Source organism: Micromonospora sp. CNB394 (assembly GCF_000374985.1).
Lineage (GTDB): Bacteria > Actinomycetota > Actinomycetes > Mycobacteriales > Micromonosporaceae > Micromonospora > Micromonospora marina.
In genome coordinates this window covers 271,364-293,068 of the sequence record NZ_KB895828.1, presented here as the reverse complement: position 1 = coordinate 293,068, position 21,705 = coordinate 271,364, and the positions used below count along the sequence as shown (strand labels likewise).

Annotated in this window: 21 protein-coding genes; 7 read left to right on the top strand and 14 right to left on the bottom strand. The window is 72.4% G+C overall.

Going from position 1 to position 21,705, the window contains the following annotated elements:
* Nucleotides 1-495: glutamine synthetase beta-grasp domain-containing protein (locus tag C569_RS0108670; RefSeq protein ID WP_018785402.1), on the bottom strand; the 495-nt coding region annotated here is incomplete at its 3' end.
* A 129-nt stretch (nt 496-624) separates the two neighbouring features.
* Between C569_RS0108670 and C569_RS0108665 the strand changes: the two genes are divergently transcribed.
* On the top strand, nt 625-1,080 hold the full coding sequence (locus C569_RS0108665; RefSeq protein ID WP_051090459.1) for an RDD family protein: 456 nt from the start codon (nt 625-627) through the stop codon (nt 1,078-1,080).
* Between the two features lie 61 nt (nt 1,081-1,141).
* Here the strand turns inward: C569_RS0108665 and C569_RS0108660 are convergent, their stop codons facing one another.
* From C569_RS0108660 to lipA, 3 genes are all read right to left on the bottom strand, one after another.
* A complete protein-coding gene (locus C569_RS0108660; RefSeq protein ID WP_018785400.1) occupies nt 1,142-1,831 on the bottom strand; it encodes a DUF4191 domain-containing protein in 690 nt (229 codons plus the stop codon).
* A gap of 133 nt (nt 1,832-1,964) precedes the next feature.
* Complete coding sequence (locus tag C569_RS0108655) at nt 1,965-3,680, bottom strand: DUF423 domain-containing protein (RefSeq protein WP_018785399.1); 1,716 nt, start codon at nt 3,678-3,680, stop codon at nt 1,965-1,967.
* A gap of 60 nt (nt 3,681-3,740) precedes the next feature.
* A complete protein-coding gene (lipA, locus tag C569_RS0108650) occupies nt 3,741-4,787 on the bottom strand; it encodes a lipoyl synthase (protein WP_196806695.1) in 1,047 nt (348 codons plus the stop codon).
* Between the two features lie 353 nt (nt 4,788-5,140).
* Here lipA and aspS point away from each other — a divergent pair, with 353 nt between their 5' ends.
* The gene (gene aspS, locus C569_RS0108645; protein ID WP_026267873.1) at nt 5,141-6,427 is read left to right on the top strand and encodes an aspartate--tRNA(Asn) ligase; all 1,287 of its coding nucleotides are present in this window, start codon (nt 5,141-5,143) and stop codon (nt 6,425-6,427) included.
* 495 nt (nt 6,428-6,922) lie between these two features.
* Here the strand turns inward: aspS and C569_RS0108640 are convergent, their stop codons facing one another.
* The 3 genes from C569_RS0108640 to C569_RS0108630 form a co-directional block, all read right to left on the bottom strand.
* The gene (locus C569_RS0108640) at nt 6,923-7,315 is read right to left on the bottom strand and encodes a VOC family protein (protein WP_018785396.1); all 393 of its coding nucleotides are present in this window, start codon (nt 7,313-7,315) and stop codon (nt 6,923-6,925) included.
* A 5-nt stretch (nt 7,316-7,320) separates the two neighbouring features.
* Nucleotides 7,321-7,962, bottom strand: a complete 642-nt coding sequence (gene lipB, locus C569_RS0108635) for a lipoyl(octanoyl) transferase LipB (RefSeq protein WP_018785395.1) — start codon at nt 7,960-7,962, stop codon at nt 7,321-7,323.
* Nucleotides 7,963-8,032: 70 nt separating this feature from the next.
* Nucleotides 8,033-9,937 carry a DUF2079 domain-containing protein gene (locus C569_RS0108630; protein ID WP_081635918.1) on the bottom strand — a complete coding sequence of 635 codons (1,905 nt, stop codon included), beginning with the start codon at nt 9,935-9,937 and terminating at the stop codon, nt 8,033-8,035.
* Nucleotides 9,938-10,018: 81 nt separating this feature from the next.
* Here C569_RS0108630 and C569_RS0108625 point away from each other — a divergent pair, with 81 nt between their 5' ends.
* Nucleotides 10,019-11,248 carry a PHB depolymerase family esterase gene (locus C569_RS0108625; RefSeq protein ID WP_018785393.1) on the top strand — a complete coding sequence of 410 codons (1,230 nt, stop codon included), beginning with the start codon at nt 10,019-10,021 and terminating at the stop codon, nt 11,246-11,248.
* 28 nt (nt 11,249-11,276) lie between these two features.
* On the opposite strand, the gene C569_RS0108620 is transcribed toward C569_RS0108625, so the two are convergent.
* Nucleotides 11,277-12,176, bottom strand: coding sequence for a TIGR01777 family oxidoreductase (locus C569_RS0108620; protein ID WP_018785392.1), 900 nt, complete (start codon nt 12,174-12,176; stop codon nt 11,277-11,279).
* 123 nt (nt 12,177-12,299) lie between these two features.
* On the opposite strand from C569_RS0108620, the gene C569_RS0108615 reads away from it, so the two are divergent.
* Together C569_RS0108615 and C569_RS0108610 are read left to right on the top strand one after the other, a co-directional pair.
* Entirely contained in the window at nt 12,300-12,770 is a 471-nt protein-coding gene (locus tag C569_RS0108615) for a helix-turn-helix domain-containing protein (protein WP_018785391.1), read from the top strand.
* Between the two features lie 11 nt (nt 12,771-12,781).
* Entirely contained in the window at nt 12,782-13,330 is a 549-nt protein-coding gene (locus C569_RS0108610) for a PIN domain-containing protein (protein WP_018785390.1), read from the top strand.
* Between the two features lie 28 nt (nt 13,331-13,358).
* On the opposite strand, the gene C569_RS0108605 is transcribed toward C569_RS0108610, so the two are convergent.
* The 3 genes from C569_RS0108605 to C569_RS0108595 are packed head-to-tail and all read right to left on the bottom strand — an operon-like array spanning nt 13,359 to nt 15,598.
* The gene (locus tag C569_RS0108605) at nt 13,359-14,369 is read right to left on the bottom strand and encodes an aldo/keto reductase (protein ID WP_018785389.1); all 1,011 of its coding nucleotides are present in this window, start codon (nt 14,367-14,369) and stop codon (nt 13,359-13,361) included.
* Nucleotides 14,370-14,380: 11 nt separating this feature from the next.
* The gene (locus C569_RS0108600; RefSeq protein ID WP_018785388.1) at nt 14,381-14,716 is read right to left on the bottom strand and encodes a hypothetical protein; all 336 of its coding nucleotides are present in this window, start codon (nt 14,714-14,716) and stop codon (nt 14,381-14,383) included.
* A 3-nt stretch (nt 14,717-14,719) separates the two neighbouring features.
* A complete protein-coding gene (locus tag C569_RS0108595) occupies nt 14,720-15,598 on the bottom strand; it encodes an oxidoreductase (protein WP_018785387.1) in 879 nt (292 codons plus the stop codon).
* Between the two features lie 259 nt (nt 15,599-15,857).
* On the opposite strand from C569_RS0108595, the gene C569_RS0108590 reads away from it, so the two are divergent.
* Nucleotides 15,858-16,073 (top strand): hypothetical protein, encoded by a 216-nt coding sequence (locus C569_RS0108590; protein ID WP_018785386.1) that lies wholly within the window; start codon nt 15,858-15,860, stop codon nt 16,071-16,073.
* Nucleotides 16,074-16,135: 62 nt separating this feature from the next.
* Here the strand turns inward: C569_RS0108590 and sucB are convergent, their stop codons facing one another.
* Entirely contained in the window at nt 16,136-17,986 is a 1,851-nt protein-coding gene (gene sucB, locus C569_RS0108585) for a 2-oxoglutarate dehydrogenase, E2 component, dihydrolipoamide succinyltransferase (RefSeq protein ID WP_018785385.1), read from the bottom strand.
* Between the two features lie 66 nt (nt 17,987-18,052).
* The gene (lpdA, locus tag C569_RS0108580) at nt 18,053-19,444 is read right to left on the bottom strand and encodes a dihydrolipoyl dehydrogenase (RefSeq protein ID WP_018785384.1); all 1,392 of its coding nucleotides are present in this window, start codon (nt 19,442-19,444) and stop codon (nt 18,053-18,055) included.
* Nucleotides 19,445-19,623: 179 nt separating this feature from the next.
* Here lpdA and C569_RS0108575 point away from each other — a divergent pair, with 179 nt between their 5' ends.
* Nucleotides 19,624-19,953, top strand: coding sequence for a hypothetical protein (locus C569_RS0108575; RefSeq protein ID WP_018785383.1), 330 nt, complete (start codon nt 19,624-19,626; stop codon nt 19,951-19,953).
* A gap of 65 nt (nt 19,954-20,018) precedes the next feature.
* Here C569_RS0108575 and C569_RS0108570 read toward each other — a convergent pair whose 3' ends face one another.
* Entirely contained in the window at nt 20,019-21,587 is a 1,569-nt protein-coding gene (locus C569_RS0108570) for a leucyl aminopeptidase (RefSeq protein ID WP_018785382.1), read from the bottom strand.
* Nucleotides 21,588-21,705 lie beyond the last annotated feature (118 nt).

Here is a 21,705-nt window from a genome sequence, read left to right as displayed (position 1 = left end):
CCGGCCGCTGTTCCAGGCGCCCTCGATCGAGTCGATGTAGTAGAACGACTGGTGCGCGGAGGTCTCGTGGCGGATCGAGTCGAAGATGTAGAACTCCGCCTCCGCGCCGAAGTACGCGGTGTCGGCGATACCGCTGGCGTTGAGGTAGGCCTCGGCCTTCTTCGCCACGTTGCGCGGATCCCGCGAGTACGCCTCACGGGTGAACGGGTCGTGGATGAAGAAGTTCAGCGCCAGCGTCTTCTGCGCCCGGAACGGGTCGATGAAGGCGGTGGCGACGTCCGGCAGCAGCAGCATGTCCGACTCGTGGATGGCCTGGAAGCCGCGGATCGAGGATCCGTCGAAGGCGAGGCCGTCGGTGAAGACACTGTCGTCGAACGACTCGACCGGCAGGTTGAAGTGCTGCATCACGCCGGGCAGGTCACAGAAACGTACGTCGACGAACTTCACGTCCTCGTTGGCGAGGTATCGCAGGAGTTCCTCGGAATTGGCGAACACACGTCCTCCTGGCAGGTCCACTCCGGTAGCTGGCTACTGGCGACGCTATGACCGGGGGGTTGCCCGGCCGTGTCTCGTCTGTTTCCGCCGTGTTACGTCGCTTGCGGAGCGTCATCCCGGCACGCTCTGATGCTGTATGTCGTATTTTTCGTCAAGGATGGGAGCGGCGCTACCCTGGCCGCTGTGACCGATACCGCCGCCACACCGGTGCCGCCCGCCACCGACCCCGCCTTCACCCCGCCCAGCCTCGGCCGCCGCTTCGGCGCCCTGGTCATCGACTGGGTGCTGTGCCTGATGGTGGCCCGGGCCTTCTCCGACCCGGTCCGCGACGGCTGGCCGCCGGTCCTGGTGCTGATCCTGGAGTACGGCTTCTTCATCGGCCTGTTCGCCCAGACCCCCGGCATGTACCTGACCCGGCTGCGCTGCGTGTCCTGGGCCGACGACGGCCGGATCGGGCTGCTCCGGGGGCTGCTGCGCGGCCTCCTGCTGGCCCTCGTGGTGCCGGCCCTGCTGATGGACGAGCACCGGCGCGGCCTGCACGACCGGCTCGCCGGGTCGGTCGTCACCGACGCCCCGCGCCGCTGACCCGGACGAAAAAGGAGCCGGCCCCGCACGGGGACCGGCTCCTTTCCGCGTACGCCGCAGGTCAGCGACCCCGGGTCTGCCGGAACGCGCCACGCGCCGGCCGCATGTTCTTCGGGATCGCGCCCTTGGGCATCTGCGGCCGTGCGGTGAGCGCCTTGAGCCGCTTGTCGAGGGCGTTGACGTCCTTCGGGGACAGGGCACGCGGCAGCCGCATCAGCGTCATCCGCAGCTTGCGGACCGGCAACTCACCCTCGCCCTGCCCGATCACGTAGTCGTGCAGCGGAGCCGTGCCGATCACCTTCGCCAGGCGGCGCTTCTCCTGGCCGAGCAGGCCACGGACGCGCTGCGGGTTGCCTTCGGCCAGCAGGATCACGCCCTGCCGGCCCACCACCAGGTGCACCATGTCCATCTGCGTGGTGGAGCTGACCGCCGGGGTGACCCGCCAGTCGCCGCGCATGCTCTCCATGATCTGCGCCGCCGCGCCCGGCTGCCCCTCGGCGGCGTTCATCATCGCCTTGTTGGAGCGCAGGTTGAGCACGATCAGCACGGCGAGCAGGGCGAGCAGGATGCCGATCGGCAGCCAGATCCAGCCCCAGGCGAGCACCGCGACCACGGTGAGCGCGAGCGGGATCAGCACCGCCGCAGCGGTCAGCGGCGCGAACCACTTGTCCTGCTTGGCGGTGAACCGGAACACCATCCCGATCTGCTTCAGCCGCTGGCCGAACGAGACCTTCTCCTGGGGCTTTGCCATGCCGCAGAGTCTAGTGGTCGGCGCACATCACGTTGATCCGTGGCCGCCTGTTCCGCCGCGGGCTGAGTACCTTACCGCCGTACCGGCCCGAACCGGCCCGCCGGTAAGGAGGCGAATCCGCGCCGGGTCCGGGTCAGCGGCGCGGCAGGTAGATCCGCCAGCCGGCCACGGTGACGACGTCGAGCGCCCCCGATTCGGCGCCGACGCGCTCGTCCAGCCGCGCGGCCAGCGGTGAGCCGACCGGTGCCACCCACGCCGCGTCCGGGTCGGCGGCCACTTCCCGCCGGTACGCGGGCAGCCTGTCGAAACCGGGGCTCAGGTCGTCGTCGACCACGGCGCAGACCACGTTCTCGCCGGTCGCGTAGGTGAGCCGGTTGCACGTCCAGTAGCCGCCGCGGACGTTCCGCACGCCGAGCGCGCCGAGCGTGTCCACGAGTGACCGGTGCCGGTCGGCCTCGGCGTGCACGTCGGGCGCGGTCCGCACCACGTCCACGGTGGCCGCCACGCCGGTGCCGAGCACCCCCGCGACAACCGCCAGCGCCCCGACCCCCGCCATCCGGGCCATCCTCCCGGCCGGCCGCCCGCCCGTCGCCTTGATCGACTCCACGTCGGGGGGATGGCGGTATCCGCCCTCCCCCGATGCCGCCACCTCGGCGAACTGGCGCTGCGCCGTCAGCCGGTGTGCGGCGAGCGTGCGGGCGGCCTGCCACAGTGGCCAGAACAGGGCTGGTAGGGCGACCGCCAGGCACGACAGGTAACGGCTGCTCTCGATCGGCGTCTGCCCGGCCGCGTTGCTCACCGCGTACGCGGCGATGACCCCTGCCGCGCCGCCGAGCAGCGCCAGCCGCACCCCGGCCGACACCCGCTCCGCCGAGCCCGGACCGCCGCCGACGCGGCGCAGGGTGTGCCAGGCGGTGAGCGCGGCGAGCACCAGTAGCACCGGGAACGCCACCGCCCACCAGAGCTGCCAGGTGGCGCACCGGCCGGGTGAGCAGAAGCCCGTCGCCAGCGACGGACCGAGGACCAGCGCGCCGTGCAGCCGGTCCGCCCAGTCCGACGGCGCGCCCGTGCCACCTGCGGCCAGCACCGCGGTCGCCGGGTTGCGGCCGTGCCCGATGCTGTCCACGAGCATCGGGGCCGCGCCCAGCAGCAGCGCGCCGGTCAGCACCACCCCGGCCCGCCCGGCCAGTTCCCGCCACCGCCGGGCCACCAGCAGCGCGCCGAGCGTCAGCACGTACGGCAGGATCAGCGGGTCCACCCAGAGCAGCACCCCGCAGATCAGGCCCCAGGCCGCCCAACGGGGCAGCCGCGCGCCCGCCCCGGTCAGGCAGAGCCCGACCGTCAGCAGCGCCAGCGCCGCACCGGCCGGGTTCAGCTCCGGATAGCCGCCACCGGCGATCAGCTGGTTCTTCACCACCCGGTCCGAGCCGAGCGCCAGCACGGCGACGACGAGCAGGGCGTACCAGCGGTCGCCGCCGAGCCGCCGGGTCAGCCGCCAGGACAGCAGCAGGAACGAGGCGTACAGCGCCAGCGTGGGCAGCCGCAGCACGAGCACCGACGGTCCGGCCAGCGCGACCAGCGGCGCGGCCAGGTACGCCTCCAGCGTGCCCATGTAGGCCTGGCCGTAGAACCAGATCGGGAAGTCGTCGCCGCGGGCAATGTGCAGGGCGGCCAGCCCCATCGTCGCCTCGTCGCTGTTCGTGGGCGGCACGTCGGCGAACAGCAGCGCCAGCCGGTAGCCCACCCCGGCGAACCCGACGAGCAGGGCGAGCAGTGTCGGCAACGGCAGCCGCCGGGGCGTACGAGGGTGTGCTGTCTCGCGTGGCTCCTCGCGTACCCCGGCGGTCATGCCTGTGATCATGGCATCCGGCGGGTGGCCGGCGGTGGGTGACGCGGTGTCCGGCCGGCCTCAGCCGGCGACGGCGACCTGCTCGCGGGCGGCGAGCGCCTGCTGGTAGAGCCGACCCGCCCGGTACGACGAGCGGACCAGCGGGCCGCTCATCACGCCCGCGAAGCCGATCTCCTCGGCCTCCTCGCGCAGCTCGACGAACTCCTCCGGCTTGACCCAGCGGGTCACCGGGTGGTGCCGGGGGGAAGGTCGCAGGTACTGCGTGATGGTGATCAGCTCGCAGCCCGCCTCGTGCAGGTCGCGCAGCGCCTGGGACACTTCGGCGCGCTCCTCGCCCATGCCGAGGATCAGGTTGCTCTTGGTGACCAGGCCGTCGGCCCGCGCCTGGCGGATCACGTCAAGCGAGCGCTCGTAGCGGAACGCCGGGCGGATCCGTTTGAAGATGCGCGGCACGGTCTCCACGTTGTGCGCCAGCACCTCGGGCCGCGAGCCGAAGACCTCGGCGAGCTGCTCGGGTACGGCGTTGAAGTCGGGGATCAGCAGCTCGACACCACAGCCGGACTGGAGCGCGTGGATCTGCCGGACCGTCTCGGCGTAGAGCCAGGCCCCGCCGTCGGGCAGGTCGTCGCGGGCGACACCGGTGATGGTCGCGTAACGCAGCCCCATCGCGGCGACCGACTCGGCGACGCGCCGCGGCTCGTCGGCGTCGAACTCGGCCGGCTTGCCGGTGTCGATCTGGCAGAAGTCGCAGCGCCGGGTGCACTGGTCACCACCGATGAGGAAGGTGGCCTCCCGGTCCTCCCAGCACTCGTAGATGTTGGGGCAGCCGGCCTCCTGGCACACGGTGTGCAGCCCTTCGCGCGAGACGAGCCCGCGCAACTGGGTGTACTCCGGGCCCATCTTGGCCTTCACCTTGATCCATGGCGGCTTGCGCTCGATCGGCGTCTCGGCGTTGCGTGCCTCGATCCGCAGCATGCGCCGCCCCTCCGGGGCGACCGTCGCGGGGCGCGCAGGCTGCTCAGTCGTCGGCGCGGATTGCTCGATCGTCACAAAACCGAGCGTACGCCGGTCGGCGCCGGTCGATGAACGGCGGGCGACGGCCGTCACGCCGGAATCGCTGTGACACCGGACACCAGGGGCGAAAAAAACCGGTCACAGCACGGCGGGTGCGGTGCTAGCGTGCCGGGCAGAGCTGTGACGGAGCCGAGTAACGGGCCGATCCGCCAGTCGAGAGAGCCGCCGGTTGCTGCGAGGCGGTCTGGCACCGGCCCGCGAAGACCCTCCCGAGCTGCGGGAAGAACGGCGCGACGCGCCCAGTAGAGCCCGCCCGGCCGGCCCCGGTGAAAAGGCGACGAACGAGGCTCCCGCTTCGGCGGGGGCGAAGGTGTGGTGGCACCGCGAGGTTCCCGCTCGCCCACACCTCCCTGGGGATCGCGTTGCGATTGGTCAAGGAGGTAGTCGTGCAACGCATCCTGTCCACCCAACTCCCCGCCCATGTGGGCGCCACCGTGCGGCTCGCCGGTTGGGTCCACCGCCGTCGGCTGCTCAAGTCGGTGGCCTTCCTGATCCTCCGCGACGCCGCCGGGCTCGCCCAGGTGGTGGTGGCCGCGCCCGCCGTGCGGGAGCAGATCGAGACGCTCACCGAGGAGACGGTCGTCGAGGTGGTCGGCACCGTGGCCGCGAACCCCGCCGCGCCCGCCGGGGTCGAGGTCGTCGAGCCGACGGTACGTCCGCTCGGGCCGCCCGCCGTTCCGCCTCCGTTCGACCTGTACCGGCCGGTGCTCGCCGCCACCCTGCCCACCCAGCTCGACCACGCGCCGACCGCGTTGCGGCACCCGAGCCGATCCGCCGCGCTGCGGATCTCGGCGGCGGCCGTGTCCGGCTTCCGGGCCACGCTCGACGGGCAGGGCTTCGTCGAGGTGCACACGCCGAAGGTGGTCGCCTCGTCCACCGAGAGCGGCGCGAACGTGTTCGCGCTGGACTGGTTCGGGCGGCCCGCCTACCTGGCCCAGTCGCCGCAGTTCTACAAGCAGCTCATGGTCGGCGTCTTCGAACGGGTCTACGAGGTGGGGCCGGTGTTCCGCGCCGAGCCGCACGACACGGCGCGTCACCTGGCCCAGTACACCTCGCTCGACGTCGAGCTGGGATTCGTGGCCGACCACCGGGACGTGATGGCGGTGCTGCGGGACACCCTGGCCGGGATGGTGTCGACCGTCGGCGATCGGGCCGGCGGTGCGCTGGCCACGCTCGGCGTGACGGCGCCCGCGGTGCCGGACGAGATCCCGGCGGTGCACTTCACCGAGGCGCTGAAGATCGCCGGGGCGCCGGCCGACGAACCCGACCTGGCGCCGGGGCACGAGCGGGCGCTGGGGGAGTGGGCACTGCGCGAGTACGGCAGCGACTTCCTCTTCGTCACCGGGTACCCGATGGCGAAGCGCCCCTTCTACACCCATCCGGACCCGGCCCGGCCCGCGTACTCGAACGGTTTCGACCTGTTGTTCCGGGGCGTGGAGCTGGTCACCGGCGGGCAGCGGCTGCACCGGCACGCCGACTACCTGGCCGCCCTGGCGGCGCGGGGCGAGCCGGTGGAGCCGTACGCCGGGTACGTGGACGCGTTCCGGCACGGCATGCCACCGCACGGCGGTTTCGCGATCGGGCTGGAGCGGTTCGTCGCGCGGCTGGTCGGCGCGGCGAACGTCCGGGAGGTGACCGCCTTCCCGCGCGACCTGCACCGCCTCACCCCCTGACGGCGGCGGGGGCAAGGGCTCGCCCAAGCCGCCGCCCTCCCGAACCGGTTCCGTCCGACCACCGAGAGTGATGAGAGGTCGGCGCGCCTCGCCGTCACGCTCGGTGAGCTCGGGTTCGGAGTGGCTGGGATGCCCTCGACGCCGCCAGGTCGCGCTGAGCTGGGGTTATGTCGAACGGGCCTCGGGAGGGAGGGAAGGGTGTCTGCGCACTTTGCTCTGCAGCCCTTGACGCAACAGTCGACCAGGAGTGACTGTTGCGGATCCGGCTGCAGAGCAAAGTCGGCGGGAGGCCACCCGCGGTGGGCGCGGCATTGTCACCTACCGTGATCGATGGCGGACGGTCCTGAGCGGTTGGCACTACGGACCGGCCGCCGCCGCGCCGCCGACCGGATGCGCGGACCGGATGCGCGGTGGCCGAGGGCGGGACCACGCAGACCGCACAGGCGGGCGGCTCGGGTGGGACGAGGGGCGGAGGCGAGGGAGGCAGGGGAGCGGTCAGGCCGGGCCGAGCAGGTCCCAGGGGTTGCCGGCGATGTCGCGGAAGACCGCGACCCGGCCGTACGGCTCGGTGCGGGGCGGCCGGACGAACTCGACGCCCGCGTCGAGCATCCGCCGGTACACCGCCTCGAAGTCGTCGACCTGGAGGAAGAAGCCCACCCGGCCGTGGGTCTGGTCGCCCACCGCGTCGGCCTGGTGCTCCCCGTCCGCCCGGGCCAGCAGCAGGCCGGTGCCGCCGCCCGGCGGGCGTACGACAACCCAGCGCTTGGGCCGGCCGTCGTTCGTCAGCGAGGGCGTGTCCTCGGCCAGGTCGAAGCCGAGCACCTCGGTGAAGAACGCGATGGCCGGGTCGTACTCGGCCACGACGAGCGTGACCAGGTCGAGCCGCACCGGGCTCAGACCCGCGTCAGCGTCGGCAGGTGCCGCTCGACCACCGGCAGCACGTCGGCGACGGTGATCGGTCGGCCCAGCTCGGCGGTCAGCGAGGTGACTCCGGCGTCGCGGATGCCGCAGGGCACGATCCGGTCGAAGAAACCCAGGTCGCAGTCGCAGTTGACGGAGAAGCCGTGCAGCGTGACCCCGCGGGCCACCCGGATGCCGATGGCGGCCACCTTGCGGGCCGGCCCCCTGTCGTCCTCCGGCACCCACACGCCGCTGCGCCCCTCGACCCGGCCGGCGGCCAGGCCGAACTCGGCGCAGACGTCGATCAGAAGCTGCTCGGTGCGCCGGACGTACGCGACCACGTCGACCGGGTCGGGCAGCCGGACGATCGGATAGCCGACCAGCTGCCCCGGACCGTGCCAGGTGATCTTCCCGCCGCGGTCCACGTCCACCACCGGGGTGCCGTCCATCGGCCGGTCCCACGGCTCGGTGCGCTTGCCGGCGGTGTAGACGCTGGGGTGCTCCAGCAGCAGCACCGTGTCGCCCTGCTCGCCGGCCACCACCGACTCGTGCAGTCGGCGCTGCTCGTCCCAGGCGGCCTGGTAGTCGAGCAGGCCGGCGCGGACAGCGGTCAGCCCGGAAGTCGTCACGTTCACCCGTCCAGCCTAGTCCCGCCCTGCGGGAACCGGACCCGTGAGCCTCGTCGCCGTCGCGCCGCGGCGGCGATCAGGCGGGCACCCGCCACAGCCAGACGTCCTCCACCCGCTCGGGCGGGCCGAGCAGTGCGGTGGCGGTGCGCCGCAGCGCCTCCTCGTCGACGTCGTACTTGGCGCCGTGCACCCGGTCGGGCAGCACGACCGCGCGTACCCCCCAGTAGCGCAGGTCCGCCTGCGACGCCCGGATGCTGCCGTCGGTGATGATCGGCACCAGCCCGGTCTTCCCGGCCTGGTCCATCAGCGAGTCGAAGGTGCGCGGCACCGGGCCGATCCGGCCCCGGCCCTCCGGCCCGCCCGGCCCGAGGAAGAAGCCGGCCGGGATGCGGAACTCACCCTGCCGGTGGGCGAGCGCGTGCGCCTGCCAGCGCTGCCCGTCCGGGTAGACGTCGACGGTCAGCGGCAGCGGGGTCAGCACCCCGTCGGGCGGGACGTAGCGTTGCCACGCGCCGCTCGTGATGAACGCCGGGATCGGTTCCCGGACGCTGGTCAGCAGCGGGGTCGGCACCAGCGGCAGCAGCGCGGCGACGAAGCCGAGCGTCCAGGCGAGCCCGCTCACCCGGTGCCGTGGCGGCCGGGCGCGCAGCGTGTCGATCGCGTACGCCAGCAGCAGGCCGATGACCGGCGCGACGACGAGCGCCAGCCGGGACGGCAGCGCCGCGTTGATCACCGGCAAGTTGTCCAGCACCCCGAACGGCAGCGTCTGGTCGAAGCGGCGGCCGTTCCACTTCACGGTCGGCCCCCAGGACAGCACCGCGAAGACCACGGCGGTCACCCCGAGCGCGGCCAGCGTGGCCCGGAAGGCCCGGTCCGCGCGCCACCACAGCAGCGCGAAGCAGGCGACGGCGAGCACGAGCAGCGGTACGCCGAAGAACGAGTTCTCCTCCGTCGGGTTTGGTGCCAGCGAGGTGCCCCACCCGGCCCAGCCGGCCAGCGACCGGCGCGGGTACGACCCGTACGCGGCGATGTCCTCGGAGTGGATCAGTGGGTCGAACCCGGTGCCGTGGAACCGCTGCGGTCCGAGGAAGTGCAGCCACAGCGGGTACGCCAGCAGCACCCCGGCGACGAGCGCGGTCACGCCGAGCCCGGCGGCCAGCCGGGGCAGCGCGGCACGTACCTCGGACCGGCGGGCCGGGTGCAGCGCCCACACCGCGAGGAACACCCCGAGCGCCAGCGCGGTGAAGAACAGCCCCTCGGCGGCGATCGAGAAGGCGACCGCGACCAGCAGGCCGAGCACGACCCCGCCGGTGACCGCCCGGCCCGGGCGCCGAAGCCGGAACACGCCCCAGATCAGCAGCGGCACCAGCCAGCCGGCGGTCCAGTTCAGGTGCGCGTTCGCGTGCGACACCATCGCCGGGCAGAAGGCGATGAACAGGGCGCCCACGCCGGCGGCCAGCCGGCTGCCCACCAGGTGGCGGCTGAGCAGCCAGTACCAGGCCACCGCCGTCGCGGCCAGGTTGAGCGTGAGGATCACCAGGAACGTCGCGGGCGGCCCGATGAGGTACGTCAGCGGTGCGAAGACCGCCGCGTACACGGTGATCGAGGTGTTGACCGCGAGGTTCACCCCGTCCGGGACGTTGATCAGCGTGGTGAACAGGGGGTTCTGTCCGTGCGTCAGCGTGTGCCCGCCGAACGCCAGCAGCCACTCGAACAGCGCCTGGTCGCTGGAGTTGACCGTGATCGCGCGGCTGTTCGGATCCCGCCACATGCCACTCGTCACCCAGAGAGCCAGGGCCAGTGCGGCGAGCGTGACCAGCAGGTCGGCGCGCCGGTCGCGGGCGCGCGTCGGCGCCGGGCCGGCGGCCGGGGACAGGGAGGAGGGCACGCAGCGGACGTTACCAACCGGACCTGGGCAGACCGCCCGGACCCGGAACTCGCCGCACACTTCGGTGGCCGTAGATGTGTGAGCGGCGGCCATTCCGGTGTGATGAAACACGGCCGTAACGTCGCGGCAACTCGGAGGTGACTCAGTTCACATTCCACGATCGGGAGGTCCCCCGTGCCCCGCTCCTCATCCCTCATCGCCCGCGTCGCCGGGGCGGCGGCCGGGGTCGTGCTGGCCGCGGCCACCGCGCTGGTCGCCGCCCTCCCCGCCCAGGCCGCCTCGCTGACCCCGGTCACCGGGTTCGGGTCCAACCCCGGCAACCTGGCCATGTACGCGTACCGCCCGGACGGCCTGCCCGCCGGTGCGCCCGCCGTGGTGCTGCTGCACGGCTGCGTGCAGAACGCCTCGACGTACGTCGCCAACTCCGGCTGGCAGAAGTACGCCGACCAGTGGAAGTTCACGCTCATCGCGCCGCAGCAGCCCAGCGGCAACAACGCCAACTCCTGCTTCAACTGGTTCGAGACCGGCGACACCGCGCGCGGCCAGGGCGAGGCGCTGTCGATCAAGCAGATGGTCGACTACGCCAAGAACACCTACGGCACCGACGGCGCCCGCGTCTACGTCAGCGGTCTCTCCGCCGGTGGCGCGATGAGCGCCACAATGCTCGCGACGTACCCGGACGTCTTCGCCGCCGGCTCGATCATCGCCGGCATCCCGTACCGCTGCGCCACCAGCATGGTCAACGCGTTCAGCTGCATGAACCCGGGTGTGAACAAGACCCCGGCGCAGTGGGGCGACCTGGTTCGCAACGCGTACTCCGGCTACACCGGCAAACGCCCCCGGGTGGCGATCTGGCACGGCACCAGCGACACCACGGTGGCCACCGCGAACGCCGTCGAATCGCGGGACCAGTGGACGAACGTGCTGGGCGTCTCGGCCACCCCGACCAGCACGTCCACGCTGCCGGCCGGCACGAGCCTGGAGGTGTACGGCAGCGACCAGGTCCGCCTCTACCGGGTCTCCGGGATGGGCCACGGCACCCCCGTCGACCCGGGTTCCGGCACGGACCAGTGCGGCACCGCCGGAGCGTACTTCCTGGACACCATCTGTTCGACGTACCGGGACGCGGTCTTCTTCGGACTCGGCGGTGGCGGCTCCTCGCCCAGCCCGACCCCGACGGCGACCGCGTCGCCCAAGCCGACCGCGTCGCCGACGCCCACGCCGACCAGCGCGCCGGTTTGCGTCACCGCCAGCAACTACGGGCACGTCGTGGCCGGGCGGGCCTACCAGTCCGGCGGATACGCCTACGCGCTCGGCAGCGGGCAGCGGATGGGCCTCTACAACACCTTCTACACGAGCACGCTGAAGCAGACCGGACCCGCGTACTGGGTGATCGGCTGCTGACCCGCCGCGCCGCGCCGCCCTCGCCCGCTCACTCGGCGAGGGCGGCGCGCAACGCGCCCGGCAGGTCCGGGTGCGTCCAGGAGAAGCCCGCCTTGCCGAGCACACCGGGCAGCACCCGCGTGCTGGTGAGCGCCTCCTGCGCGAAACCGCCGAGCGCCACCTTCAGCGCCACCGCCGGAATCGGCATGATCGCCGGGCGGTGCAGCTGCCGGGCCAGTTCCCGGGTGAACTCGGCGTTGGTGACCGGCGCCGGGCCGACCACGTTCACCGGGCCGGCCACGTCGCCGCGGGCCAGCAGGAACGCCGCGGCGTCGAGCCAGTCCCGCATCGAGATCCACGGCAGCCACTGCCGCCCGCTGCCCAGCTTGCCGCCGACGCCGAGCCGGAACGGCAGCAGTTGCGGCTTGAGCAGGCCGCCGTCGCGGTGCAGCGGCAGGCCCGTACGCAGGCGCACCACCCGTACCCCGGCGTCCTCGGCCGGCCGGGTCGCGGCCTCCCAGACCCGGCAGACGTCGGCGAGGAACCCCTCACCCGCAGGCGCCTCCTCGGTGACCGCCCGGTCGCCGGTGTTGCCGTACCAGCCGACGGCGGAGGAGTTGAGCAGCACCGTCGGCCGGTCGGCGGCGGGCAGGCCGGCGATCGTGATGGCGAGCGTGGTGGTGCTGTCCACCCGGCTGGTCCGGATCAGCTTCCGGTACTCGTCGTTCCAGCGCTTGTCGCCCACCCCCGCGCCGGCCAGGTTCACCACCGCGTCGGCGTCGGCGACGCACTGCGGGTCGAGCTGCGCGGCGGACGGGTTCCACTGTCGTTCGGCGGGCGTGCGTGGCGGGCGGCGGACCAGGCGGGTGACCTGGTGGCCGTCGGCGGCGAGGCAGTCGACCAGTCGGGTGCCGAGGAAACCGGACGCGCCGGCCATGAGGATCCGCATGCTCCCATCTTCGAGTACGGAGCGCGATTCGGATGCGTTGAGCGAAATCACTCACTCGTCACGCCCGCCGGTTGCACGCGCTGAACGCGTTGCGTTTTTTTCGAATAGCGATACGCTTGCGTCATGAGTAGCGCCCTGCGTGAACGTACGGTCCTTCCCCCGGACGACCCCGCCGAGCTGGCCCGGTTCGTGCAGGAACTGCGGAACGCCGGCGGTCGTGCGCGGGCCAGGCTGGTCGGGCCGGACGGATCCGAGATCGAGATCCCGGACGAGTTGTACGGGGTGCTGCGGGACGTCGTGACGGTGTTGTCCGAGGGCCTCGCGATCTCCATCGCACCGCACAACACGATGTTGACGACCCAGGAGGCGGCAGACCTTCTCAACATCTCCCGGCCCACGCTGGTCCGGTTGCTGTCCGAGGGCGAGATGCCGCACACGATGCGCGGCCGTCACCGTCGAGTCATGCTCCGGGACGTTCTCGACTACCAGGAGCGGACCCGGCAGGCGCGCCGCCGGACACTCGACCGGATGACCGCCGAAGCCGAGGACGACGGCCTGTACGACGCGACCTCCACGCCCCGCAGGACGAGATGAGCGTGACCTGAGTGGCGTTCCCGGCGTTTCTCGACACCTGCGTCCTCTACCCGGCGCATCTATGCGACACCCTGCTGCGGCTGGCCGAGGTCGCCGCCTACCGACCCCTCTGGTCCAGGGACGTGCTGGACGAGTTGCGACGCAACCTGATCGCACGAGGCATCGCGGAGGAGCGGGTCGACCGTCGGCTCGGCCACATGGCCGAGGCGTTTCCGGACGCTATGGTCAGCGGATACGAGTCGCTGATCGACGGCATGTCCAACGAACCCAAGGACCGGCACGTGCTCGCCGCCGCCGTCCGGGCGAACGCGGAGGTGCTGGTCACGTTCAATGTCGGTGACTTTCCCGAGCCGTCGCTCAAGTCCTTCGACATCGTGGCGGTGCACCCGGACGACTTCCTGCTCGACCAGCTGGACCTCTATCCGGGGCAGACACTCGACGTCCTGCACCGCCAGGCGGCCGCCTACCGCAAGGAGCCGACGACCGTACCGGGTCTGCTCGTACTGCTGGGACGCACCGGCCTGCCCCGGTTCGCCGCGGAGGTCCGCCGACACCTCTGAGGCGGACCCCGCGAAAGGGACCGGGCGGTCAGGCGTCGGCCGGGGCGGTACGCAGGTCGGCGAGCAGGCGTTCCACCTCGGCGAACGCGTCCTGCGGCAACGGCCCGTACGCCAGCGCGCCGAGGTTCTCCTCCGCCTGCGCGACGGTCCGGCAGCCGGGGATCGGCAGGGTGTGCGGGCTGCGCGCGAGCAGCCAGCCGAGCGCGCCCTGGGCGAGGGTGCGGCCGTCGGCGGTCAGCGCCTCGCGGACCCGGGCCACCCGCTGCGCCCACTCGGCGCGCGGTACGCCGCCGGTGAACCAGTCCAGCCACTCCGGGGCCACACCGCGCACGTCGTCGCCGCCCCGGGCGACCGGCGCGTCCTGGTACTTCGCGGTGAGCAGGCCCATCGCCAGCGGTCCCCGGTTCAGGGCGGCGAGGTCGAACTCCGCGCAGACCGCGAGCACGGCGGCGTTGTCCCGCAGCACCGACTGGTCGTGCTGGATCGCCGCGCAGTGCGGTCCCGCCTCGGCGTAGGCGCGCGCCGAGGCGGGGTCGTCGGTGCTCCAGCCGTACGCCCGGATCTTCCCCTCGGCGACCAGGTCCTCCAGGGTGCCGACGAGGTCCAGCGCCCGCGGCACCGGCAAGCCGCCCAGGTGGAGCTGGTAGAGGTCGACGTGGTCGGTGCCGAGCCGGCGCAGCGAACCCTCCAGGCTGCGCCGCGCGTAGTCCGCTGTGGCGTCCTCGCCGAGGGCCTGGCGGGTCTCCTCGTCGGTGGGGTAGCCGAACTTGGTGGCGATGACCGCGCTGTCCCGGCGACCGGCGAGCGCGCGCCCGAGCACCCGCTCGCTGTGCCCCGCACCGTAGTTGCTGGAGGTGTCGAACAGCGTCGCGCCCAGGTCCAGGGCTCGGTGGACGGTACGCACCGACTCGTCGTCGTCCACCTCGCCCCAGCCGAGCGGTTGGGTGCCGTCCCAGAGCGGACCGCCGATCGCCCAGCAGCCCATGCCGATCGCGCTGACCTCGATGCCGCTGCGGCCCAGCCGCCGTGTCGTCGTCATGCGCCAAGTGTTCACTTTCGAGCCTGCTCGAAGTCCAGCTCTTTTTCCGCCAGCCCCGCCAGCCGGGGCAGGAGCGGGGCGAGCGCCTCGACCGCTCCGGCGCGTACCACGAAGCGGGTGACGCCCCAGCGGCGCCGGTGCCCGGCCACCGCCGCGACGATCTCGTCGGGCGTCCCCGCCAGCACGAACGGTGTGGCCAGCACCTCCGCCGGGGTGAGCCCGGTCTCGGCGGCCGTCCCGGCGGCGGCCGCCTCCGCGTCGTCGGTGACGGCGACGTGCTGGACCAGCGCCGTAAGGAAGGGCCCCTTCTTAACGCCTGAGGAGGTGAAAGGGCCCCTTATTAACACGCGTCACACGCCGTCGAGCCGGGCCAGGTCGGCGGGGGACAGGCGCAGCCCGGCGGCGGCGACGTTCTGCTCCAGGTGGGCCGGGTCGCCGGTGCCGGGGATGGCGAGCACGTTCGGGCCCCGGGCCAGCGTCCAGGCCAGCCGGACCTGGGCCGCCGTCACACCGTGCTCCCGGGCCACCGCGTGCACCTCCGTGTGTTCCTCGCCGGTGGCACCGGCCTCCCGGCCGCTGGTGACGAGGGAGAAGAACGGCACGAACGCGGTGCCGTGCGCCGCACAGTCCCGGATCAGCTCGTCGTGCTGACGGCGGTAGCCCAGGCCGTACGAGTTCTGCACGCACACCACCGGCGCGATGGCGCGCGCCTCGGCGACCTGGTGCGGGCGTACCGCGGAGACGCCGAGGTGCCGGATCAGCCCGGCGTCGCGCAGCTCGGCCAGCGCGCCGAAGTGCTCGGACAGCGGTTCCGGGCCGTGTACCCGTAGGTTAACCACGTCCAGGTGGTCGCGGCCGAGCTGGCGCAGATTCTCCTCTACCTGCCCGCGCAACTGGTCCGGCCGGGCCGCCGGCAGCCACTGCCCGGACGGATCCTTGCCGGGCCCGACCTTGGTCACGATGACCAGATCCTCCGGGTACGGCCACAGCGCCCGGCTGATCAGCTCGTTGGCCGAGCGCAGCGGCGAGAAGTAGAACGCGGCCGTGTCGATGTGGTTGACGCCCAGCTCGACGGCGCGGCGCAGTACGGCGACGGCCCGGTCCCGGTCGCTCGGACTGCCGTCGGCGTTCGCGGTCAGCCGCATCGCGCCCAGGCCCATGCGGTTGACGGTCAGGTCGCCGAGCTGCCAGGTGCCGGCCGCGCCGGCGTGGACGGAGTCGATGGTCATGCGGTCCCCGTATCCCTCGTCTGTGGCCCCACGGCGGGGCCGACAGGTATCACGGAGGCGGCGGGCAGCTGGTTCACCCGCCCTTTGATTCGCCTGTCGTGCCAGCGGGCCCGACCATGTCGTAGTGCGCCCACCAGAGCGCGGTGGTGAAGCAGATGCCGAGTGCCGCCGCTGCCATGCCGGCCAGGTGGGCGGCTGGCCGAGCAGGTTGCTGCCCACGCCGACGGAGATGACCGACTCGCCCAGGGCGATGATCAGGATGAGATCGTCGATCTTCGGTGGTAGCAGCGCGCCGACCAGCAGCAGCGTCGCCGCCTCGCCGCTGCTCGACGGCGTCGGCGGCCGGTACTTCGAGGACTGCCAGGAGGCCGGTCCGAACCAGCCCGGCACGCGCACCGGCTGGGCGCCGTACGCCCGCGACCCGGAGGCCGCCGAGCGGCTCTGGACCGTCTCCGAGGAGCACCTGCGCGGCTGACCCGCGGAAATGACGGAGGGGGCGCGCGGCATGTCGCCGCGCGCCCCCTCGCCGTCTCGGATCTACAGACCCAGCTCGGCCTCGAAGTTGCCGCCCTCCAGCCGCTCCTTCACCGCGGTGAGGAAGCGGGCTGCGTCGGCGCCGTCGATCAGCCGGTGGTCGTACGACATGGCCAGGTAGACCATCGACCGGATCGCGACGACCTCACCCAGCTCCGCGTCGTTGACCACGACCGGGCGCTTCACCACGGCCCCCGTGCCGAGCATCGCCGACTGCGGCGACGGCACGATCGGGGTGTCGAACAGGGCGCCCCGGCTGCCGGTGTTGGTGAGCGTGAAGGTCGCCCCGGCCATCTCGTCCGGGGTGATCTTGTTGGCCCGGGTGCGCTCGGCCAGGTCGGCGATCCGCTTGGCGATGCCGCCCATGTTCAGATCACCGGCGTTGTGGATGACCGGCACGAGCAGCCCGCGCTCGGTGTCCACGGCGATGCCGAGGTGCTCGGCGGCCGGGTAGGTGATCGTGCCGCCGTCCAGGTCCATGCTGGCCTGGATGATCGGGTACGTCTGGAGCGCCTCGATCGCGGCCAGCGCGAAGAACGGCAGGAAGGACAACTTCACGCCGTGCTTGGCCTGGAACGAGTCCTTGGCCCGCGCCCGCAGCTTGGCGACCTTGGTGACGTCGACCTCGACGACTGTGGTCAGCTGCGCCGTCTCGTGCAGCGACTGCTGCATCCGCTTGGCGATGGTGGCCCGGATTCGCGGCAGCTTCTCCGTAGTGCCCCGCTTGGCGCTCGGCTCCGGCTTGGCGGCCGGCTTGGCCGGGGCCTCGGCCTTGGCGGCCGGAGCGGCGGCGGGCGCCGCCTTGGCGGCCTTCGCCTTCTCGGCCGCCTCCAGCACGTCCTGCTTGCGGATGCGGCCACCCACGCCGGTGCCCTTGAGCGAGCCCAGGTCCACGCCGTGCTCGGCGGCGAGCTTGCGCACCAGCGGCGTCACGTACCCGGCGGCGTCCTCGCCGTTCTGGGCCGGGACGCTCGGGCGCTGCGTGGCGGTCGGCGCGGCCGGCTGGGCCGCCTGCTCGGCCTTGGCCGGCTGCGCGGCCTGCTCCGTCTCGGCGGCCGGCTCGTTGTAGGACAGGCCCGGGGTCGGCTCCTCGACCTTGGGCTCCGGCTTCGGCTCGGCCTTGGGCTCGGCCTTGGGCTCGGCCTTGGGCTCGGCCTTCGGCTCGGCCTTGGGCTTGGGCTCCGCCTTCGCGGGCGCGGCGCCGGCCGCCCCGACGATCGCCAGCACGGCGCCGACGTCGGCGGTCTCGTCCTCGGCGACCTTGATCTCCTGCAGCGTGCCGGCGACCGGCGACGGAATCTCGGTGTCGACCTTGTCGGTGGAGACCTCCAGCAGCGGCTCGTCCACCTCGACGGTCTCGCCGACCTGCTTGAGCCAGCGGGTGACGGTGCCCTCGGTGACGCTCTCACCCAGAGCCGGCATGGTCACCGGCGTGCCCTCGCCCGACGGCGCGGCGGACTCGGCCGGCTCCTCGACGGCCGACTGCTCGGCCTCGGCGCCCGGCTCGGCGGCGGCCTCCTCGGCCTGCTCCGGCTCGGGGCCGGTGCCCTCGGCGGCGGCCGTCGGCTCGGTGGCCGGCTCGGCCTTCTCGGTGGGAGCCGCGCCCGCGTCCTCGCCCTCGCCGGCGATGACCGCCAGCTCGCTGCCGACCTCGGCGGTCTCGTCCTCGCCGACCACGATCCGGCTCAGCACGCCCGCCGCGGGGGACGGGATCTCGGTGTCGACCTTGTCGGTCGACACCTCGAGCAGAGGCTCGTCGACCTCGACGGTGTCACCCTCCTGCTTGAGCCAGCGCGTGACGGTGCCCTCGGTGACGCTCTCGCCGAGCCGGGGCATGGTGACCGATACCGGCATGTTCTCCAGACTCCTTCATTCCCCTGGTGGGATCATCGCCCGTCGCCGGACGCCGCGGTTGTCGTGTCAGGCGTGCGCGTGCAGCGGCTTGCCGGCCAGGGCCAGGTGCGCCTCGCCCAGAGCCTCGTTCTGCGTCGGGTGGGCGTGCACGAGCTGCGCCACCTCGGCCGGGTACGCCTCCCAGTTGTAGATGAGCTGCGCCTCGCCGATCAGCTCACCGACCCGGGCGCCGACCATGTGCACGCCGACCACCGGGCCGTCGTCCACCCGGACCAGCTTCACGTGGCCGGCGGTCTTGAGGATCTGGCTCTTGCCGTTGCCGCCCAGGTTGTAGTTGTAGGTCTTGATCTTGTCGGCACCGTACTGCTCCTTGGCCCTCGCCTCGGTCAGTCCGACCGACGCCAGCTCCGGGTCGCAGTAGGTGACGCGCGGGATGCCGGCCTCGTCGATCACGGCCGGGGTCTTTCCGGCGATCTCCTCGGCGACGAAGATGCCCTGCTGGAAGCCGCGGTGCGCGAGCTGCAGGCCGGGCACGATGTCACCGACCGCGTAGACGTTCGGCACGCTGGTGCGCAGCCGCTCGTCGGTCAGCACGTAGCCGCGGTCCATCTTGACGCCCTGCTCCTCGTAGCCGAGGCCGGCGGTGTTCGGGCCGCGGCCCACGGCGACCAGCAACAGCTCGGCCTCGACCGTGTCGCCGCCCTGAATGGTCAGCTTCACGCCCTTGTCGGTCTTCTCGACCTTCTCGAACGGCTTGCCGACCTTGAAGTTGATCTTCCGCTTGCGGAACGCCCGCTCCAGCGCCTTCGACGACTCCTCGTCCTCGGCGGCGACCAGGCGGGGCAGCGCCTCGACGATCGTCACGTCCACGCCGAAGGACTTCCAGGCGCTGGCGAACTCGACGCCGATGACACCGCCGCCGAGCACGATCGCCGACGACGGGACGCGGTCCAGCGTCAGCGCGTGGTCGCTGGTGATGATCCGCTCGCCGTCGACGTCCAGGCCGGGCAGGCTCTTCGCGTACGAACCGGAGGCCAGCACGACGTTGCGGCCGGTGTAGCGCTTGCCGTCGACCTCGACGACGTTCTTGCCGACCAGCTTGCCGGCGCCCGCCACGAAGGTGATCTTCTTGCTGCTGCCCACCAGGCCCTGCAGGCCCTTGTACAGGCGGGAGATCACGCCGTCCTTGTACGAGTTGACCGCCTTCATGTCGATGCCGACCAGCTCGGCCTTCACGCCGAACTGCTCGGACTCGCGGGTCTGGTCGGCGATCTCGGCGGCGTGTAGCAGCGCCTTGGTCGGGATGCACCCGTTGTGCAGGCAGGTCCCGCCCAGCTTGCTCTTCTCGATGAGGGCGACGGAGAGGTCCAGCTGGGCGGCACGCAGCGCCGCCGCGTAGCCGCCGCTACCACCTCCGAGGATGACGATGTCGAAGGTCGTGTCGTTCGGCTCGCTCACATCCAACTCCCAGGTCGCGTCACTGCATCGGGGGTTACGGCGGAGTAACAGGTACACCCCACCTCGGTCATCTTGTCACCACCACGGACCGAGCGCGTACCGAGGTGCCCAACGACACGTCGGCGACACGTACCCTTGGCACCGACCTCGATGACGGCGATGGGGGAGGAGTGGATTCGGTGGGGCTGTTCCGACGACGCAAGCGGGCGGTCCCGGCGAGCCGCGACCGCGCCGCCGACCGCGCCGATCTGGACCATCTGGAGAACTTCGTCCGGACCCGCAAGGGCGTCGAGGCGTACATCGAGCCCCGTACGACGGTCACCGAGACCACGATCATGCTGATCGCCGACGACGGCGAGTGGACCCGGCGGCGCGTCGGCGGGCCGGACGAGGCCCGCCGCTGGGCGCACCGGATCGCGATCCCGATCTACGACGTGCGGCTGATGGGCTACCCGCAGCGCATGCGCGACTACAACGAGCGCCGCAAGCGCCGGCCCGAGCTGTTCTGAACGCTTGTGTTAAAAAGGGCCCCTTCTACAACGCCAGGCGTTAAGAAGGGGCCCTTCCTTACTTGTCAGCCGTTGGTGGCGACGTCCTCGACCAGGTGCACGAGCGTCCGCACCGGCACACCGGTGCCGCCCTTCGTCAAATAGCCGGTCGCCTCGCCCGAGTGGTAGCCCGGACCGGCGATGTCGATGTGCGCCCAGGCCACGTCGTCGGTCACGAACTCGCGCAGGAACACCCCGCCCTGGAGCATGTGCCCGGCCCGGTCCATCCCGGCGTTGACCTGCGAGATGTCCGCGACGTCCGACTCCATGCCCTTGCGCACGTCGTCCGGCAGCGGCATCGGCCAGGCCGGCTCGCCGGTCGCGTCACCGGCGACCCGCACCCGCTCGCACAGCTCCGGGGTGCCCATCACACCGGCGATCCGCTTGCCCAGCGCGATCACCTGCCCGCCGGTCAGCGTGGAGGTCTCGAACAGGTAGTCCGCGCCGTCCGCGCAGGCCCGCGCCATCGCGTCGGCCAGCACCATCCGGCCCTCGGCGTCGGTGTTGAGCACCTCCACCTTCTTGCCGTTGAACATGCTGATCACGTCGCCCGGGCGGTAGCTGGTGCCCGACGGCATGTTCTCCGCCATCGGCAGGTAGCCGGTGACGGTCACCGACGGCTTGAGCGCCGCGACCGCCAGCATGGCCGCGCCGACGGCCGCCGCCCCGGCCATGTCCGACTTCATCTCCCACATGCCCTGCGCCGGCTTGATCGAGATGCCGCCGGTGTCGAACGTGATGCCCTTGCCGACCAGCGCGACCCGCTTGCCGTTGCCGCCGCCCTCGGGCGTCCAGGTGAGCTTCACCAGCCGCGGCGGGGCCTCGGAGCCCTGACCGACGGCGAGGATGCCGCCGTAGCCGCCGGCCTTCAGCGCCGCCTCGTCCAGCACCTCGACCTCCAGTCCGGCCTCGCGCGCGGCGGCGGAGACGGCGTCGGCGAACGCCGGGGGACGCAGCTCGTTCGGCGCGGTGTTGACCCAGTCCCGGCTGGTCCGCACCGCGCCGGCCACCGCCTGCGCCCGCGCGATCTCGGCCTGGGCGGTCGCGTCGGCCGCGTCCGGCACCGCCACCAGCACCTCGGCCACCGGCTCGCGCCGGGCCGGCTGCGGCTTGGTCTTGTAGCCGGCGAACCGGTAGCCGCCCAGCAGCGCGCCCTCGGCGACCGCGCGCAGGGCGGCCGGGGCGTCGGCGTCGTCGGGCAGCGGCAGGGCCAGGGCGACGCGCGGGGCGCCGGCCAGCGCCCGCACCGCGGCACCGGCGGCCCGGCGCAGCGACTCCGGTGCCGGGGCGGCACCGGCGGGCTCCGGGCCGAGGCCGACCGCCACGACCAGCGGGGCGGACACGGTGCCCAGCGTGGCCAGCTTGATCACCTCGCCCGGGCCACCGGTCGCGCCGAGCAGAGCCAGCGTCTCGGTCAGCTTTCCGTCGAACGCGGCGGCGATGCTCTCCCCGCCGCTCGCCAGCAGCAAAGCGTGGGCGGGTGCGCCGTTGCCCGGCTCGGTGGTCTGGCTGTGCACGCCGATCACGATCGCGTCGACGGCGAGTTCGGCGGGGTCGGTGTCGACCAGGCTGAGGGTGGTGCGGGGCGATGTCACGAAAGCTACTCCGGGCGGGCCGGGCCGGCCGCGTCGTCGCGTACCGGCGGTGAAGGTCTCTCCGGCGGCAACCTACCCGCCGGGAGTCGTGGTTGTCCCGCCGATGCGTGCCGACGGG